This is a genomic window from uncultured Mucilaginibacter sp. (genome assembly GCF_903893715.1).
In the GTDB taxonomy this organism is placed as follows: domain Bacteria; phylum Bacteroidota; class Bacteroidia; order Sphingobacteriales; family Sphingobacteriaceae; genus Mucilaginibacter.
The window spans coordinates 39,113-55,534 of the sequence record NZ_CAITNG010000013.1 but is presented as its reverse complement, the minus strand read 5'-3'; the positions used below and the strand labels follow the sequence as shown (position 1 = coordinate 55,534).

Genomic DNA, 16,422 nt, shown 5'->3' with positions numbered 1-16,422 from the left:
TAAATTGTTGCCCGACCAGGATTCGAACCTAGACAAACGGTACCAAAAACCGTCGTACTACCATTATACTATCAGGCAATCTCCTTCCGTTTCCGAAATGGAGTGCAAATATAAGATGAAATTTCAAAACTTAAAACTAAAGTTCAAAAAAGTTGGGGTCAAGTTTTTGTTATTTGATGCTTAAAAGCAGTTATTGCTTTATATCCACCGAATCTTTCGGCATAATTTTTAAAGTCTCTTTTGCCATGTCGGTTATTTTTATCCATTGCGGGTCTTTTAATAATTGCTCATGTGTTAGTTTCGAGCCGTCATAATGGTCAATCGCATCTATAATTTTTTTTAGTTCGATAGTTTGCAAATATGTTAATCCAGCCTTTACAGCATAGTTTGCAATGAAATTATTGACGTCCGAATCATCAAAAAGCCTTGACATCGTTTCAATATAACTGTCCTGTATATTGGCATTGCTCCCCTTTACCCAATTTTCGTATTGGTAGTCCAGGTCTGATATTGTTTGAATGTTTTCTAATACCAGATGTAACCATAAGTTAATGGGTATCATAGCACTAATTGGGTTTTCTTCTTATTTACGAAATAAACTATCAGGCTAATAATCCAAACAATCAAAAAAGGGATCAATAAAAATGCGATAATTAAGTTCCAAATTGCGTAAAGCATCACAAAAAACAAGGGGACAAAAATCAATAACTCTTTGAAAAATCTTTTATTTGTCAAAAAGGCAAGGAAACCACACCCGCATGTGCAATTAACAATACTATCCATTCTATTAAATTGATTCTTGTTATTCGCCCTGTTTTTATGAGGTAAAAAGCATCTGTAAATTCAGCTCCGTATAAAGAATACCAACCCTTGTCTCCACCATTCAACGGAATAGTAATCACTATTGATAGAAGAATCATTAGCACCAAAAGTACCTTCATAGCTTATAATTAAAACTAAAGCTACAAAAAATATGGATTGAATAAATAGGCGGTTGCTTATTCTTACTGGAAATGCATGCCTCAATTCCCCCTTTAGCGGGTTAGGGGGCTATCCCTCAACCACCACCCCCATACTGCAAAATTTCTCTATACGCTCGCTCACCAGTTCGTCCACATTTTTCTCTTTCAGCGTTTTCAGGTCCTTCAACAGTTGTTTTTTTAACGTAGCGGCCATGGCTATAGGGTCCTGGTGGGCGCCGCCAAGGGGTTCTTTTATTACGCCGTCAACCAGTTTGTTTTTAAACATATCAACCGAGGTCAGTTTCAATACTTCGGCGGCTTTTTCTTTGTTTTCCCAGGTCTTCCATAATATGGTCGAGCAGTTCTCCGGCGATATCACCGAGTACCAGGAGTTCTCCAGCATCAGTACCCGGTCGCCAATGCCAATGCCCAATGCACCGCCCGACGCGCCTTCGCCTATCACGACGCAAATAACAGGCACTTTTAATACCGACATTTCCAACAGGTTCCTTGCAATAGCCTCGCCTTGTCCGCGCTCTTCGGCTTCCAGTCCAGGGAATGCACCGGGAGTATCGATTAGCGTAACTACAGGTTTACCAAACTTCTCGGCTGTTTTCATCAGGCGTAAAGCCTTGCGGTAACCTTCGGGGTTGGGCATACCAAAGTTTCGGTACTGCCTCATTTTAGTGTTGATCCCTTTTTGATGACCGATAAACATTACCGTTTCGCCGTTCAGGCTACCAAAGCCCCCTACAATGGCTTTATCGTCGCCTACTGTACGGTCGCCATGCATCTCAATAAAATCATCGCACATCAGCTCTAAATACTGCAGGGTATAGGGTCTTTCGGGGTGGCGCGATATCTGTACCCGCTGCCAACCGGTCAGGTTGCTGAATATTTTCTTTTTGGTCGTTTCAAATTTCTCTTCCAGCTCGGCCAGTGTTGCGCTCATGTCAACCTTGGTCTTCTCTTCTACCTGTTTTATCTTGTCGATCTGTGTTTGCAGGTCGGCTAAAGGCTTTTCAAAATCGAATGTTATTTTCATCTCTTCAAATAATGGCCAAAAGTAAATAATTCAAACCGTATTATGGTTGTTGTAATTGCTCGTACTTTTTTAATTGTTCGGGTGTCAGCAGGTCTTTCGTTTTTAAATACGTTTGCAGCATGGCATTGCGCAATTCGCCAATATCGCCGCCATAGCGGTTGGCATAAAAAATCAAAGCGCCATCGGTAATTTGTTTCGTCCTGAAAAGTTCGTTCAACGTATTCTCGTTTTTGATGATCAGACTCCCCATCTCCTTCATTTTGCGTGCCAACTCCTTGTTCATGGCGGTTATTTGCGTTGCTTGGTCAGCAGTAAGTGCCAATTCCTTTTTCAGGATGATTACTTTTTTTGGCGAAGGATAATGGTTAAGTATAGCTATACGGTCCAGGTTGTTGATATCAACACCATCATAAAAGCCCTTATATTGTTCGTATCCTAACGATTTTGCCGATGCCGACAGACTATCTGCCGATGTCTGAGCAAAACAGGTTGTAGCAAAAACGATAAAAAAACAGGTCACAATTAGCTTCATTGCGGTAAGGTAATATGCCCCAAATATAACCGATTAACCAATTAATCAAATGATAGGGCCTAAAAAGCCCTGTTTTGCTTTAAGCATTAAGAATTTTTTTATCGTGGCACATTAGTTGCCTTGTATATATTACTAATTTAAGTGAGAAAGAATGATGTGTAAGAGAATATTAGTACTTGATGATGATGTGCATATCCTATCGGCACTGCGCGATGTTTTGGAATACAGCGGCTACGAAGTGAGTACATTGAACAGGGGGGACGAGGTGTTTGAAAAAATACAGGCATTTCATCCCGACCTGATCTTGCTCGACGTAATGCTTGCCGAAATGGACGGGCGCGACATTTGCCGAAACATTAAACAAAAAGCCGGCACCGAAAATATCCCTATTATCCTTATTTCGGCCACGCATAACCTGTCCGAATGTTTACATAGCGCTGCCCCGCCCGATGATTTTATTGCAAAACCTTTTGATGTGATTACGCTGCTCACCAAGATAGAGCACCAATTGGATGCGGCCTAAACAGCGACTTCGTGGTCAATGCGCGGGTCTTCGGGTAATATTTCCATCTCAGGGAAGCCCATGTGGCCGGCATACCACTGTATAGCCGATATTACTTCCAAGGCTTCGTCGGCAGTAACATTTACGGTTTCAAATGCCAACAAGCAACCGTCTAAGTAGCCAAACAGTTGTATTTCGTTATGGTCGGGCACGAAAGGCATGTCGGCCAACCTATATACATTGAGCCTCAAACCACTATCCCTCGAATAAATGAGCTCGGGCGACAGTAAATCAGGACCTATACGCAGCAGGTACACGCTTGCTTTCATACCATGCCAACAAAGTATTTGCCTTATAGTTTAAATAAATGATGTGTTTTTTTTAGCAACCGCAGATATTGTATCTCAGTTTAAAAAAGCTTCGCTTATTTGGGTGTTGTAAACGATGTTCAGTTCGGGTGTATGTTTATTGCCGTAAACCACTTTCAATACATTTTGTCCGGGCGAAACCTGTATCACGGCATGGTATTCGTATTCAAAATTGCCGGTCTGTACATTTTTCGGTAATTCTTTCGAGTCGAGTATGCTCATCTTGTCACCAGCGTTCATTGGCTGGTCGTTAACCATTAACTGGATGTTTTGCTTGCTGATGGGCTTGGTCGACGATATTTTTACGCGGATGGCCAATTGTGGTTTGCCCGATAACTGTATGGTGCCTTTGTACAATTTGTTCACATCCTCCACCGGCGATATCCATTCCAAATTGGTAAACTGGCTTACCGGGTGTTTCCTCAACCCATACATGGCTTCGTCAAAATATTGGTAGTAGGGTTTATAACCTATCCCGCCTTTCGCAATGGCTTTGTTGTAACTGGCTATGGCGTGGTTATAGTTTTTCGATAAAAAATAAGCGTATCCCAAGCTGTTATATGCCCTCGCATCTGTAGAATCAATCGATATGGAAGTGCACAATGCCTTTACAGCCTCTTTATAATCGCGCAGGGTCAATTTCAACTCGCCCAGGTTAAGCAGCGTATAGGCGCTTTTGGCATCCAGCGTTAACGAAGTGGTATAATCCGTCAAGGCTTCTTCATACATGCCCAATTTAAATTCGGCCATGCCCCGGTTGGTATAACCTTTCGGCGATTTCGGGAAAAACTCAATGGCTTTTTTGTATTCGCGGATGGCATCCTCATAATTGCCCAACCAATAGTTAACCGATCCGGTGTTGATGCAGGCATATTCGTTGCGCGGGTTAATAGCCAAAGCTTTGTTAAAATCGGCAAAGGCATCACCGTATTGCCCGAGTTTCATCTTTTCGTAACCCAGGTTATTATACGCCGTGCAATTTTTAGGGTCAAGTTCTATTACTTTTTTGGTATCCTCAATGGCCTCGTCAAAGCGGCCCAGTTCACTTTCGGCATTGGCGCGGTTAACATAGGCGTTAATATAGTTCACGTTAACAGCAATCGCTTTATCGTAATCGTTTATGGCGTTTTGGTATTCCTTTAGTTTTTTATAAGCATCGCCCCTGCTAATGTGGTAAAAAGCATTTCCGGGCAAAAGCCTGATGGCTTTATCGTAATCAACAATGGCCTCTTTGTAGCGCTCAAGGTCGTAATAGGCCAAGCCACGCACCATATAGGCCTGCGCGTTGGCCGGGTTGGCAGCAATCGCCTTGTTGCAATCGTCAACAGCTCCTTTATAATCAGCTTGGTTTTCCTTGTCGATAGCGCTGCCTACAAGTGGCCCATTGCCATCCGGGGGCACATTTTGGGCATGCACCGCACCCGCAAAGGTGAATGTAAGGAGGATAACTATCCCGTACACCGGTTTTAGTGAGTGCAGCATGTGTTAAATAAAAAATTCAGCTCCGGTTTAAAAAATTGGCCCGATTAACTATTGTGTTGATTACAAGTACTAATGCAAAGGTATATAATTTCTATTATTATTAAATCAATAAAAATCGCACTTAAATTTAACGTAAAATTTCGGATTTGATTATCCGCCAACGCATTAAAGCAGCGGCGATAGCAGGCGGGCTATTCTTTCGGGGAGTTGTTTATAAATGCGGCGTTTGTTCCAGCGTTCGGGGTCAATTTTAACTGCATCTTTTAAGTCATTATAAAAAGCATCGCGCAGTTGTTTTGCTATACCCTCATCGTATATCATGCTGTTCACTTCAAAGTTTAGTTCAAAGCTCCTATGGTCCATATTGGCTGTGCCGATGATGGCCAGTTGCCCATCGGAAACCAACGTTTTGGCATGTACAAATCCTTTTTCGTACAAATACACCTCAACGCCCGAATCGAGCAGTTCGGCATAATATGACCGGGCAGCCGCGCCCACAAACGCTGAATCTGATTTTTTGGGCACCAAAAGCTTCACCTTAACCCCGCTTATGGCGGCTACGTTCAAAGCATCCAGTATACTTTCGCCGGGTATAAAATAGGGGGTGGTAATCAGCAACTCATTTTCGGCTATACCTATGGTCTGCAGCAACGAAAACATAATGGTCGGCGTATCCGAGTCCGGCCCGCTGGCGGCAATTTGCACAAGCGCCCTGCCTTTAGGGCTTGGTTTGGTACAAAAATAATCCTTGTTAATGGGCAACTCCTGCCCCGCGCAAAAGTTCCAATCGCATATAAACAGGTATTGCAGGTAATAAACACCCGGCCCGGTAATTTTTACATGGGTATCACGCCAATACAGTTGTTCCGGTTTATCCGGACTGTTAATGTAGCGGTCGGCCACGTTGATACCGCCTGTAAAGCCGATACAGCCATCAACAACAATTATTTTACGGTGGTTGCGATAATTAACCCGGTTGGCCAGGGCCATAAAATATATCCGGTAAAACGGGTAAGCCTCAACCCCCGCTTCAATTAATTGCGGCACAATTTTTTTTCGGATAGAGCGGCTGCCAAAATCATCGTAAATAAAACGGACCTGTACACCTTCGGCAGCTTTTTGCATCAAAATATTAGCTATTTGATTCCCGATCTCCTCGTCCTCAAAAATATAATATTCAATGTGTATATGGTGTTTGGCGTTCTTCAACGCTTCAATCACCACCGGGAATTTATCTTCCCCATTCAGCAATAATTCAACTTCGTTATTTGAAGTAAGCGGGCTGTCGCTGTCCTTCAATAAAAAACGGGCCAGTTTTTTATGTTTCTGCACCTCGGGTTCCGCAGTGTCCCAGGCTTTTTCCGAATCAAGGTTTATTTTTTCCCTTACTTCGTTCAACAGGTTACCATCGTTCAGAATTTTTTTGCTATACAGCTTGTTTTTGCGGTAGTTGGTGCCCACCACAAAGTATATCGTCGCGCCAATAACCGGGATGAATATCGCCACCAGTATATAAGCGAGCGTTTTTGTTGTGGATGCGGTATTATAAATAATATGCAGGCACACAAAAAAGATGATGATGGTATAGCCTATTTCGGCAACAAGTATCCAGTTCATAATTGAGGGTACGACGTTATAATGGTTGGTTTATGTGCTTGCCCTTTTTCAGGACTAATGTATGAAATTGTAAATTTAGTACCACAACCGCTTGACCGCTTAAGTAAAGCTAACGCCGGTAGGGCGCAATGGTTTTTCAACCCATTAGGTAAATAGTTATATTTGGAAATAAAAGATAAACCTTGTTCATCTTTGCCATGAAAAACTGAGATTGTTATGCCCGACGATACCCACCTATTAATAGAAGAAAAGATACAGGCAAAAAATTTCCTTCACCTTGGCGACCGCATCCGGATTTTGCGCAAAACCCAAAACCGAACCTTGCAGGAGATAGCCGACCAAAGTGAGCTGTCAAAAAGCATGATTTCGAAAATCGAAAACAACCGCACCGTACCTTCTGTTGCTGCCATCGTTAAAATAGCCCGGGCACTGGGCACCAATATATCAAACCTGCTCGAGCAGGAAGCCGGTACCAGGGCCATATTTACGCCGCAACAGGAATCTATAAGCAAACTAACCCTTACCGAAAAAGGCTACTCTATTTTTCCATTCGCCTCAGGTTTTCACAAGAAAAAAATGCAACCCTTTTTGTTTACAGCCAAAAAGGGCGAGGTGGTACCGCACCAGCTATCACATGAGGGTGAGGAGTTCATATTTATTATCGAGGGCGAAATGGCCATGAAAGTGGGTGATACCGAGTACATGTTAAAAACCGGCGACAGCCTGTATTTTAACTCACTGCAAAAACATGGTATTACACCCGTTTCGGCAACCGTGCACTATATTGATGTGTTTGTATAAAATGAACCAGAAACCAAAATCCAAACCATGAAAATCAAAATCATTGGCTACGCTATTATTGCTGCATTTCTAATGCTTTCGTTCAACATGAAAAACACAGGCGAAGGTGTATTAAGGATAATGTATGCCAAATATGCCGGTAAATGGCATCGTGCGCTTACCTTCAGGCAAACCACCGAGCGCTACCGCAACGATTCGCTGAAAAGTACCCAAACCTGGCGTGAGTTGATGTTGTATCCCGATAAGTTACGTATCGATATTGAACCTTTCGCCAACAATAACACCATCATTTTTCGCAACGACTCAACATATAGAATTGGAGGCGGCGAATTAAAAGCATCTTCCGGACAGGGTAACGACCTCATATTTTTATTGGGCGGCATGTATTCCTACCCCATCGAAAAAACAATGGAGAAGTTTAAAGTATTGGGGTACGACCTTACAAAAGCCCACGAGGATACCTGGAAAGGAAAACCTGTTTATGTGATTGGCGCCAACGATAACACGGAGAAAATAAACCAGATTTGGGTAGATAAAACCGACCTGTACCTGGTGCGTATGATAGAATACAACAAAACAGGCAAAGAAGAGGCCTTGTTCGACGACCACCTTAAATTGGATGCCGGCTGGACCGAAACCAAAGTCCACTTTTACATCGACGGTAAACTGTTGCAGGTAGAAAGTTATTTCGACTGCAAAGCCTTAGCGGGATTGGATGAACACCTGTTCGACCCCTACCACTATGTAAAATTACCATCGCAATAGCAATTTGTAACCCGCTTCCGCAGCATTTTTGTAATTTTATTGCATGAAAAACCTACGTAATTTAATCCTGGGAATAGGTGTGCTTTGTATCGCCGTGTTATCGGCAAAAGCCCAGGATGGCAGCCCAGCCAGCGATTTGGTAAAACAAGGGATAGCCTTATACAATCAAGGTAAATATGCCGATGCCATGGCCAAATACAACGAGGTATTAAAAACCGACCCCGAAAACGCCTACGCCAACTACGAAATGGCCTACTCGCTTTACATGGGTAAGAAATCACAAGACGCTGTACCCTACCTCCAAAAAGCTGTAAAAGCCACAACGGGTAACATTGGTGCAGCGGCGTACTCATTATGGGCCAGTATTTATGATGAAGCCCGCGACACTAAAAACGCTGTGGCCATGTACCGCGAGGCCATCAAGATCGACCCCAATTACCCTCAGATATATTATAATTTCGGCATCGCTTACTTTAGGAACCAACAATACCTGGAGGCTGAAGAATGCGCCATTGAAGCCATTAGGCGCAACCCTGCAAACGCCAGCAGCCAACGTTTGTACGCTCTCGTTACCTTTCATCAAAACAAACGGGCCAATGCCTTATTGGGCTTTTGCAGCTTTTTGCTGTTGGAGCCAACAGGCGCCCGTGCCGCAGAAGCTTATGGCAATATACAGCACATTATACAAGGCGGCGTACTGACGGATGCCGCAGGCAAAACAACCATCACCATCCCAAGCGACGAGGATAAAGAGAGCAATACCTTTAACCTGGGCATACAGTTGGTTACCGCATCGGCAAAAACAAAAAATCTGGCCGGCGCCGACCTGCTGGAATACGAATTGAAAAGCATTTTCTCGTTTGCGGGAGAACTATCTGCAAAGAAAACCGACAGGAGCTTTTTTGATAAGTTTTTTGTTGAATACTTTTATAAGCTATCACAAACCGACAATATGCCCGCCTTTACCCGTACTATGATGCTGAGCGATACCAAAGGCGATAGCGCCAAATGGTTAAAAGACAACGCCGCGCAGGCAGCAGCTTTGAATGATTGGATTAAAAATACAGATAGAGGACTGTAGTCTTACTTTAGCACCTTCACATTCTTAGCCAACGTATATTTGCCCCAAAAATCGGTAGGGCTTAGCATACTGGCAAAATCAGCCATGCCGCGGGGTATATTACCGCCCTGGGGCATTCCGCCACCACCACCGCCTCCACCACCACCAAAACCACCTCCTCCACCACCAAAACCACCTCCTCCACCACCCGGTGGCCCTCCTCCTGCAAAGGCTGCCGCTTCAGGGAATATCGCTTGTATCTGTATGCCCGGTAACTTGATGTTATAAGCAAATGAAGCATCGCCTTCGGTGGATAGGTGTAGGTATTTAAGCGGCATGGCCAACTCTACTACCAAATTACCTTTATTGTCAAAATCGGCACGGGCCTTAATACCATATTCGTTGTAAATGGATATCAGGCTGTCGGGTACATCCTTTACAAAACCCCATAATTTAATTTGTTTGGCGGCACTCACTGCGTTTTTGCGCATAGTAGCAATCGCTGCCGAATCAGGTGGTCCGCCCTGACCACCGCGCATGCTGTTTCGCATGCCCATTATCTGGCTGCGCAGAGCCGCCACATCAACAAAAGGAAAACCTATTACAAAGGCATCCTTATCTTTCTTTTTTCCGGCAGTGTTGATGGTAATATCTATCCCGCCGCCCAATATCTTGTTGTTGTTGGCCTGGTTAGTCGATTTGATGACCAAATACAAATTCGCATCATCGTTGGCCATGGTATAAAAAATATCCGTGGCGTTGTTATACGCCTGAAACGTGTCGCCCCATTCGTTTAACTTGCCGTCTATTTTCACCCCGAGCGGTGCCCATACGCTGCCGTCCTGCACGGCGTTCAGTTTTTGGCCGTATGCCGATAAATTTATCAGTCCGCATAGCGACACAATTATCGCGACGCTGTTTAATGCTTTGGTCGTCTGTTTCAAAATAGTTTGGATTAACAAGTAGACCAATATAGCAAGATTTATCGGGTTTTAAAATTGAAAAGCAAAGCATCTACAAAATCAAATCCCATGCTTTTAAACTATAGGCAAGCCCGTAACTATTTCTTAATTAACCCATTTCCAGTTTTTTATTTCGGGCATATCATCCAGGTATGTACAGATATAGTCCTCATGTTCCTTTAATTTGGTTTCGCAAAAGGACAGGAAACCACCCGCTTCCTGGTGTAACCGTGCAACCCTTTTTACAGCCTCCATCGCCAAATGGTACCTGCTCATTTGGTTCAACACCACCATGTCGAACGGTGTAGTCGTCGTACCTTCTTCCTGGTACCCCCTTACGTGGAAACGTGCCGGGTCGGGCCGGCCATGCACCAGATCGTGAATGATACGCACATACCCATGGAAAGCAAAAATTACCGGTGCGGCGTCGGTAAACAGCTCCCTGAACAATTCTTCGCTCATACCATGCGGATGATAGGCCTGAGGCGATAACGACATCAAATCGACCACATTGACCAACCGTACTTTCAAATCCGGAAAATGTTCCCTCAACAACATTGCGGCGGCAACTGTTTCGAGCGTAGGCACATCTCCTGCACAGCCCAATACCACATCGGGGTCTTGTCCCTTGTCCGTACTTGCCCATTCCCAAACCGAAGCACCCCGGGCACAGTGTGCAACCGCTTCATCCATAGTGAGCCATTGCAGCTCGGGTTGCTTGCCTGCCACAATCACGTTTACATAGTCTTTGCTGCGCAGGCAATGGTCGGTAACGGCCAATAGCGTGTTGGCGTCCGGGGGTAAATATATCCTGGCTACCGCGCTTTTTTTATTCACAACAGTATCAATAAAACCCGGCCCCTGGTGGCTGTAACCATTATTGTCCTGCCTCCACACATGCGAGGTGAGTAGATAATTGAGCGATGCCAGGGGTTTGCGCCATGGCAGCTCGCGCGAGGTCTTGATCCATTTGGCATACTGGCTCACCATCGAGTCGACAATGGTAACAAAAGCCTCATAGCAGGGAAAAATACCATGCCTGCCGGTAAGCAAATAAGCCTCCAGCCAGCCTTCGCAAAGGTGCTCACTCAATACCTCCATTACCCGGCCATCGGTTGCCAGTTTTTCGTCTTTTGCAATGATGGTTTCCATAAAACGACGGTTGGTCACTTCAAAAACAGCCTCCAGCCTGTTCGACGTGGTTTCATCCGGGCAAAAAAGCCTGAAGTTTTTGGCTTCCGCGTTAAGCGAAAAAATATCGCGCAGGTATTTCCCTAAATTTCGGGTGCTTTCGGCCTCCACTACACCGGGTGCCGCTATTTCAAGCGCATAACTTTTAAAGTCGGGCAAGGCCAGCTCTTTTAATAATAAGCCACCGTTAGCATAGGGCGATGCACTCATACGTTTAATGCCTTGCGGAGCCAGCGCGGCAAGTTCGGGCACCAGTTTGCCGCTTTCGTCAAACAATTTTTCAGGCTGATAACTGCGCATCCACTGTTCCAGGTATTTCAGCTTTTCGGGGTCTTCACGTACCCCTGTTAAGGGCACCTGGTGCGCGCGGAAAGTTCCTTCAATCGGCACACCTTTCCACTCTTTTGGCCCTGTCCATCCTTTCGGTGTGCGCAAAATCATCATTGGCCATTTCATGCCACCCGTTGGCCCGCCTGTGCGTGCCCTTTGTTGTATCAGTTTTATTTTTTGATAAACCTCGTTCAATGTGGTAATCATTTGCTCGTGCACGGCCATTGGCTCATCGCCTTCAACAAAAAACACCTCGTACCCGTAACCATTAAACAGCGACCTCAAATTGTCGTCTGCCATTCGCGCTAATACGGTTGGCCCCGATATTTTATAACCATTTAAGTGGAGTATCGGCAACACCGCGCCGTCCGTTTTCGGGTTTATAAAAGCAATGGATTTCCAGCTCCCTTCCAGCGGTCCGGTTTCAGCCTCGCCATCGCCAATCACACAGGCGGCAATCAGGTCCGGGTTATCCAATACTGCTCCATAAGCATGTACTAACGAGTAGCCCAGTTCGCCACCTTCATGTATCGAACCGGGGGTATGGGCGCTGGTATGGCTTGGTACACCGCCCGGCGTTGAAAATTGCCTGAACAGTCCCTTCATCCCATCTTCGCTTTGCGGAACTTGCGGGTATATTTCCGAGTACGTAGCTTCCAGGTAAGTATTGGCAACTATGGCAGGCGCGCCATGCCCCGGTCCGCATATATACAATATATCGGCTCCTGTATCGGCAATCAACCGGTTAAGGTGCACATATACCAGGTTTAATCCCGGCGATGTGCCCCAATGGCCCAGCAAACGGGGTTTGATATGTTCGGGTTTTAGCGGCTCTTTTAACAGCGCGTTGTTCTGTAAATATATCTGCCCCACGGCCAGATAATTAGCGGCCTGCCAGTACCTGTGCAGGTTTTCTACGTTGGTTTTATCTTTCATGGTGGTGTTGATGTATGTTTTGTTCTTTTATAAAAGTTTGGCTATGCGTGGCAATCATCCGCTCCTCGTTGGTCGCAAGCACGCATACCTTCACCTTACCCTCAACTTCCGAAATCACCTGGTGCCCGTCTTCGTTCGCCACTTTGTTAATGCTGATGCCCAAAAAATCGAGCCCATGGCAGATGTATTTTCGTATGATTGATGAGTTTTCGCCGATGCCGCCGGTAAACACCAGCGCGTCAAGTCCGCCCATTGCAGCGGCCAGCGCACCTATTTGTTTTTTTGCCTGATAACAAAATGCCGTAACAGCCTCCCGGGCCTTTGCATCTGTATGCTCGTCTTTTAGTAAAATTTCCATGTCGCCGGTGCCGGCAATAGCTTTTAACCCCGATTGTTTGCTGAGCAGGTCATCTAATTGTTCCACACTAAGCTTGTTTTGTTTCAGCAGAAAGAGGGCAACACCGGGGTCAATATCCCCCGAACGTGTGCTCATCACTAATCCGCCAACCGGGCTTATCCCCATGGTGGTATCGATGCTTACCCCGTTTTTCACAGCAACCATACTGGCACCATTTCCCAGATGGGCAATAATTATTTTCTTTCGGGATAGTGATGCATTTATCCGCCACAGGCTCTTCATGATGTATTCGTACGAAAGACCATGAAACCCATATCTGATTAAACCCTGGGCCCTGTATTCATTGGGTAAGGCATAATATTTAGCGCAAGGCGGTAATCCGGCATGAAAAAAAGTATCGAAACATGCTACCTGCGGTATACCCGGGAATGATTTTATCACGGTTTTAACAACCGCTATTTCGGTTGGCAAATGGTTTGGTGCGAGATAGACCAGTTGGTCGAGGCTTTTCAACAACGCCTCGCCGATGAGCTCCGGCTTTCTATGATCTGGTCCGCCCTGCACCATGCGATGGCCAATGGCAGCAAGCGGATAAAGTCGCTTGTTGCTTTGAAACCAGTTGATAACTTCATCAACAGCAGCATAACTATCCTGACCGGCTATTGGATAGTTTACAAGTACTTCTCCATCACGCCCGGTTATTTTGAAATCCCATCCCACCAATCCTTTTGAGGCAACCTTTCCCGACAGCGTTTGCTCCAAACTCTGCGCATTGAACAAGCCAAACTTCAAGCTCGACGAACCACAATTGAGTGCTAAAATATATCTTGAAATTTCCATGTTTAACACTTTTAATAATTGTAACCAGGCGTCTAAATATCCTATGAAGGAAATACCAACAAGGGGATACAGATACGTTCTGCCATTTTTTGGGTGTGGCTGCCTTTAAAAAGGTTTTCGAAAAAACCATGGGGCCTGTGCACCATTACCAGCATATCCATCTCGCCTTCGGCGCAAAGCTTTTCAAACCCGGTTACCGAGTGAGCGCTTTTGATTACTTTCGAAAATATAAACGGATAATCTGCCTTAGCCGACAGTTCGGCCAAAAATTGTGATATCCAAACCTTAAAGTTGTCTTTATGGTTCTTTTCGTTGTACACGTGGGTAATGTAAATCTCCGCCTTTAACAGCTTAGCCATGGGGATTAGGCTGTAAATCAATTCCAAGTCCCTTTCCGGGAATTTAAAGTCGGTAGCAAAAGCTATTTTTTGTGGCGTTTTTATGTGCACATGGGGCGGCACCAGCAATAAAGGGGCATTTACATTGTCGATCAAATGTTTGGTATGGTTGCCTAACAACAGGAAATCCACTCCCTGATGATGTGTACCGGTTACCACCATATCTGCCTTTTTTTCGGCGAGGGTGTTTACGATAACTTCTATTGCGCTCCCTATCTCGTTCACCAGTTCGATAGCCGGCTTAAATCCCTCGGTATTGCTGTGTTCCAGCCTTTTTTTCAGATCGTTCAGCTCCTTTTCGTCATCTTTTAAAATCTTATCGTAATCGTCGGCAGGCCAAACAACCATACCGGCTTGTGGAACTTCCGACGGAACTATAAAGGCATTGCACAACACCACATTGGCATTGATATGCCTGGCTAAATTATAACCATATTGAACAGCATGATTGGCACCGGCCGAAAAATCTGTTGAGCAAAGTAATGTTTTCATCGTTATATAATTTAAGCTCTTACGCATATAAAGCTGGTGAATTTCAGCCGGTTAAATAATGATGACGGTCATATCAGGATATGATGTCGCGACTGTTGCAAAACCTTGTTTATTGCGTTGCTTCTGTCTGTAAATCAATCCTGAAAAAAGTTTAGCAATCGATTGCAATCTCAAGTTTTTTACCTGATATTTACCTCAACCAATTGTCATACCGCCTGCAAATGAAAAAGATAGCCCTCGTTATTTTAACATGCTTGTTTATAAAAGCCCACGCGCAAACCACAACAGCCCAATACCCGCAACCTGTAAATTTTACGGCCGAACAAGACCATAAAAACATGATGGACCAGCTCGGCATCAAAGCCCTCAGGCCCGGCCCGAGTGGTAACGAGGCCGATGCCAACCATGCCAACTATAACGAAGCCCTGGCCAACCCTTACCCAAACCTGCCCGATGTGCTCACGCTCAAAAACGATCAAAAGGTTACCACGCCTGCTATGTGGTGGGACCAGCGCCGTCCCGAAATTGTGGAAGACATGGAGCGCGAAGTATATGGACGCATCCCCAAAAACGTGCCCAAGGTAACCTGGGCGGTTAAGGTTACTGACCGTGAATTTTTTGGCTTCACCCCTGTAATCGCCAAACAGCTGATAGGCCATGTCGATAACTCGGCCTACCCCCTGCTCGATGTCAATATCGCCATGACGCTCGTTCTGCCCGCCAACGCCAAAGGCCCGGTGCCCGTGCTCATGATGTTCGGCCGAAGTGCCCTGCCCGCTCCTGCGCAGCCCGATGCCGAAAGTCTCGAAAAGATCAATAATGCCATCAAAGACCTGCTTGAAAAAGACCATCCCGAACTCAAACCCATATTTGAGCGCTACCCCGCTTACGCGCCCCTGGTGGCGGCAGCTTCACCTTTTGGTTTTGGCGCGCCGCGACCTGCCGGCGACCCGCCTACGGTACAGCAACTCATAGCCGCCGGCTGGGGTTATGTAATGATAGACCCAACCAGTTTCCAGGCCGATAACGGCGCCGGCCTCACCAAAGGCATTATTGGGCTGGTAAACAAGGGCCAACCCCGCAAACCCGACGATTGGGGTGCACTACGCGCCTGGGCATGGGGCGCCGCACGTGGATTAGATTATTTAGAAACTGAACCAATGGTTGATGCCAGGCACGTGGGCATAGAGGGTGTATCGCGCTACGGCAAAGCAGCATTGGTTACCATGGCTTTTGAGCAGCGCTTTGGTATGGTGCTGGTAGGTTCGTCGGGCGAAGGTGGTGCCAAATTGAACCGCCGCAACTGGGGCGAAGCCGTGGAGAGCCTTACCGGCGGAGAGTATTATTGGATGGCGGGCAACTTTATGAAGTACGGCGCATCCGACGCGACCTTTGGCGCTAAAACCGCTGCCGACCTACCCGTCGATTCGCACGAACTCATCGCCATGTGCGCCCCGCGGCTTACCTTTATCAGCTACGGCGTTCCCGAGCAAGGCGACGCCAAATGGCTCGACCACCAGGGCAGTTATATGGCCACCATAGCCGCCGGCCCTGTGTTCAAGCTGCTTGGCGCGAAAGACCTCGGCGTATCCAACGATTACCATACCGAAAAGATGCCGCCCGTAAACACCGGCCTGCTCGACGGCCAACTGGCCTGGCGCCAACACGACGGCGGTCATACTGATGCCCCTAACGTAAAGTACTTCATCCAATGGGCGGATAAGTTCATGAAGTACCAGCGTTAACAAACGCCACGACTCATGTAAAATCCGCTATTATTA

16 protein-coding genes and 1 tRNA gene are annotated in these 16,422 nt (G+C 45.9%); 5 read left to right on the top strand and 12 right to left on the bottom strand.

Features of this window, described 5'->3' with window-relative positions; genetic code table 11:
• Positions 1-7 precede the first annotated feature (7 nt).
• From QZX97_RS01800 to QZX97_RS01780, 5 genes are all read right to left on the bottom strand, one after another.
• Positions 8-78: transfer RNA gene (locus QZX97_RS01800), tRNA-Gln, on the bottom strand.
• 112 nt (positions 79-190) lie between these two features.
• On the bottom strand, positions 191-562 hold the full coding sequence (locus QZX97_RS01795; RefSeq protein ID WP_295648998.1) for a hypothetical protein: 372 nt from the start codon (positions 560-562) through the stop codon (positions 191-193).
• 169 nt (positions 563-731) lie between these two features.
• Complete coding sequence (locus QZX97_RS01790; RefSeq protein ID WP_295648995.1) at positions 732-941, bottom strand: hypothetical protein; 210 nt, start codon at positions 939-941, stop codon at positions 732-734.
• A gap of 109 nt (positions 942-1,050) precedes the next feature.
• The gene (locus QZX97_RS01785) at positions 1,051-2,007 is read right to left on the bottom strand and encodes an acetyl-CoA carboxylase carboxyltransferase subunit alpha (protein WP_295648993.1); all 957 of its coding nucleotides are present in this window, start codon (positions 2,005-2,007) and stop codon (positions 1,051-1,053) included.
• 40 nt (positions 2,008-2,047) lie between these two features.
• Positions 2,048-2,539, bottom strand: a complete 492-nt coding sequence (locus QZX97_RS01780; RefSeq protein WP_295648991.1) for a hypothetical protein — start codon at positions 2,537-2,539, stop codon at positions 2,048-2,050.
• Between the two features lie 151 nt (positions 2,540-2,690).
• Between QZX97_RS01780 and QZX97_RS01775 the strand changes: the two genes are divergently transcribed.
• On the top strand, positions 2,691-3,062 hold the full coding sequence (locus QZX97_RS01775; RefSeq protein ID WP_295648990.1) for a response regulator: 372 nt from the start codon (positions 2,691-2,693) through the stop codon (positions 3,060-3,062).
• On the opposite strand, the gene QZX97_RS01770 is transcribed toward QZX97_RS01775, so the two are convergent.
• From QZX97_RS01770 to cls, 3 genes are all read right to left on the bottom strand, one after another.
• Positions 3,059-3,370, bottom strand: coding sequence for a hypothetical protein (locus QZX97_RS01770; RefSeq protein WP_295648988.1), 312 nt, complete (start codon positions 3,368-3,370; stop codon positions 3,059-3,061). The genes QZX97_RS01775 and QZX97_RS01770 overlap by 4 nt on opposite strands.
• A gap of 75 nt (positions 3,371-3,445) precedes the next feature.
• Complete coding sequence (locus tag QZX97_RS01765; RefSeq protein WP_295648986.1) at positions 3,446-4,891, bottom strand: tetratricopeptide repeat protein; 1,446 nt, start codon at positions 4,889-4,891, stop codon at positions 3,446-3,448.
• A gap of 165 nt (positions 4,892-5,056) precedes the next feature.
• Complete coding sequence (cls, locus tag QZX97_RS01760; protein ID WP_295648983.1) at positions 5,057-6,508, bottom strand: cardiolipin synthase; 1,452 nt, start codon at positions 6,506-6,508, stop codon at positions 5,057-5,059.
• A gap of 216 nt (positions 6,509-6,724) precedes the next feature.
• Between cls and QZX97_RS01755 the strand changes: the two genes are divergently transcribed.
• The 3 genes from QZX97_RS01755 to QZX97_RS01745 are packed head-to-tail and all read left to right on the top strand — an operon-like array spanning position 6,725 to position 9,155.
• Entirely contained in the window at positions 6,725-7,309 is a 585-nt protein-coding gene (locus QZX97_RS01755) for an XRE family transcriptional regulator (RefSeq protein WP_295648981.1), read from the top strand.
• A gap of 27 nt (positions 7,310-7,336) precedes the next feature.
• Positions 7,337-8,074, top strand: a complete 738-nt coding sequence (locus tag QZX97_RS01750) for a hypothetical protein (RefSeq protein ID WP_295648979.1) — start codon at positions 7,337-7,339, stop codon at positions 8,072-8,074.
• 43 nt (positions 8,075-8,117) lie between these two features.
• Positions 8,118-9,155, top strand: a complete 1,038-nt coding sequence (locus QZX97_RS01745) for a tetratricopeptide repeat protein (RefSeq protein ID WP_295648976.1) — start codon at positions 8,118-8,120, stop codon at positions 9,153-9,155.
• A gap of 2 nt (positions 9,156-9,157) precedes the next feature.
• Here QZX97_RS01745 and QZX97_RS01740 read toward each other — a convergent pair whose 3' ends face one another.
• The 4 genes from QZX97_RS01740 to QZX97_RS01725 form a co-directional block, all read right to left on the bottom strand.
• Positions 9,158-10,078, bottom strand: coding sequence for a hypothetical protein (locus QZX97_RS01740; RefSeq protein ID WP_295648974.1), 921 nt, complete (start codon positions 10,076-10,078; stop codon positions 9,158-9,160).
• Between the two features lie 123 nt (positions 10,079-10,201).
• Positions 10,202-12,553, bottom strand: a complete 2,352-nt coding sequence (locus QZX97_RS01735; RefSeq protein WP_295648971.1) for a phosphoketolase family protein — start codon at positions 12,551-12,553, stop codon at positions 10,202-10,204.
• Complete coding sequence (locus QZX97_RS01730) at positions 12,543-13,751, bottom strand: acetate/propionate family kinase (RefSeq protein ID WP_295648968.1); 1,209 nt, start codon at positions 13,749-13,751, stop codon at positions 12,543-12,545. Before QZX97_RS01730 ends, QZX97_RS01735 begins: the two co-directional genes overlap by 11 nt.
• 41 nt (positions 13,752-13,792) lie before the next feature.
• Positions 13,793-14,641, bottom strand: a complete 849-nt coding sequence (locus tag QZX97_RS01725) for a universal stress protein (RefSeq protein WP_295648965.1) — start codon at positions 14,639-14,641, stop codon at positions 13,793-13,795.
• A 221-nt stretch (positions 14,642-14,862) separates the two neighbouring features.
• On the opposite strand from QZX97_RS01725, the gene QZX97_RS01720 reads away from it, so the two are divergent.
• Complete coding sequence (locus tag QZX97_RS01720; RefSeq protein ID WP_295648963.1) at positions 14,863-16,386, top strand: acetylxylan esterase; 1,524 nt, start codon at positions 14,863-14,865, stop codon at positions 16,384-16,386.
• Positions 16,387-16,422 lie beyond the last annotated feature (36 nt).

What these genes read in the sequence shown, in the direction of transcription:
- QZX97_RS01750 (WP_295648979.1), top strand. Translation starts at nt 7,337, where the DNA reads ATGAAAATCAAAATCATTGGCTACGCTATTATTGCTGCATTTCTAATG.
- QZX97_RS01730 (WP_295648968.1), bottom strand. Translation starts at nt 13,751, where the DNA reads ATGGAAATTTCAAGATATATTTTAGCACTCAATTGTGGTTCGTCGAGC.
- QZX97_RS01745 (WP_295648976.1), top strand. Translation starts at nt 8,118, where the DNA reads ATGAAAAACCTACGTAATTTAATCCTGGGAATAGGTGTGCTTTGTATC.
- QZX97_RS01735 (WP_295648971.1), bottom strand. Translation starts at nt 12,553, where the DNA reads ATGAAAGATAAAACCAACGTAGAAAACCTGCACAGGTACTGGCAGGCC.
- QZX97_RS01755 (WP_295648981.1), top strand. Translation starts at nt 6,725, where the DNA reads ATGCCCGACGATACCCACCTATTAATAGAAGAAAAGATACAGGCAAAA.
- QZX97_RS01785 (WP_295648993.1), bottom strand. Translation starts at nt 2,007, where the DNA reads ATGAAAATAACATTCGATTTTGAAAAGCCTTTAGCCGACCTGCAAACA.
- QZX97_RS01795 (WP_295648998.1), bottom strand. Translation starts at nt 562, where the DNA reads ATGATACCCATTAACTTATGGTTACATCTGGTATTAGAAAACATTCAA.
- QZX97_RS01775 (WP_295648990.1), top strand. Translation starts at nt 2,691, where the DNA reads ATGATGTGTAAGAGAATATTAGTACTTGATGATGATGTGCATATCCTA.
- QZX97_RS01770 (WP_295648988.1), bottom strand. Translation starts at nt 3,370, where the DNA reads ATGAAAGCAAGCGTGTACCTGCTGCGTATAGGTCCTGATTTACTGTCG.
- QZX97_RS01780 (WP_295648991.1), bottom strand. Translation starts at nt 2,539, where the DNA reads ATGAAGCTAATTGTGACCTGTTTTTTTATCGTTTTTGCTACAACCTGT.
- QZX97_RS01765 (WP_295648986.1), bottom strand. Translation starts at nt 4,891, where the DNA reads ATGCTGCACTCACTAAAACCGGTGTACGGGATAGTTATCCTCCTTACA.
- QZX97_RS01790 (WP_295648995.1), bottom strand. Translation starts at nt 941, where the DNA reads ATGAAGGTACTTTTGGTGCTAATGATTCTTCTATCAATAGTGATTACT.
- QZX97_RS01725 (WP_295648965.1), bottom strand. Translation starts at nt 14,641, where the DNA reads ATGAAAACATTACTTTGCTCAACAGATTTTTCGGCCGGTGCCAATCAT.
- QZX97_RS01720 (WP_295648963.1), top strand. Translation starts at nt 14,863, where the DNA reads ATGAAAAAGATAGCCCTCGTTATTTTAACATGCTTGTTTATAAAAGCC.
- cls (WP_295648983.1), bottom strand. Translation starts at nt 6,508, where the DNA reads ATGAACTGGATACTTGTTGCCGAAATAGGCTATACCATCATCATCTTT.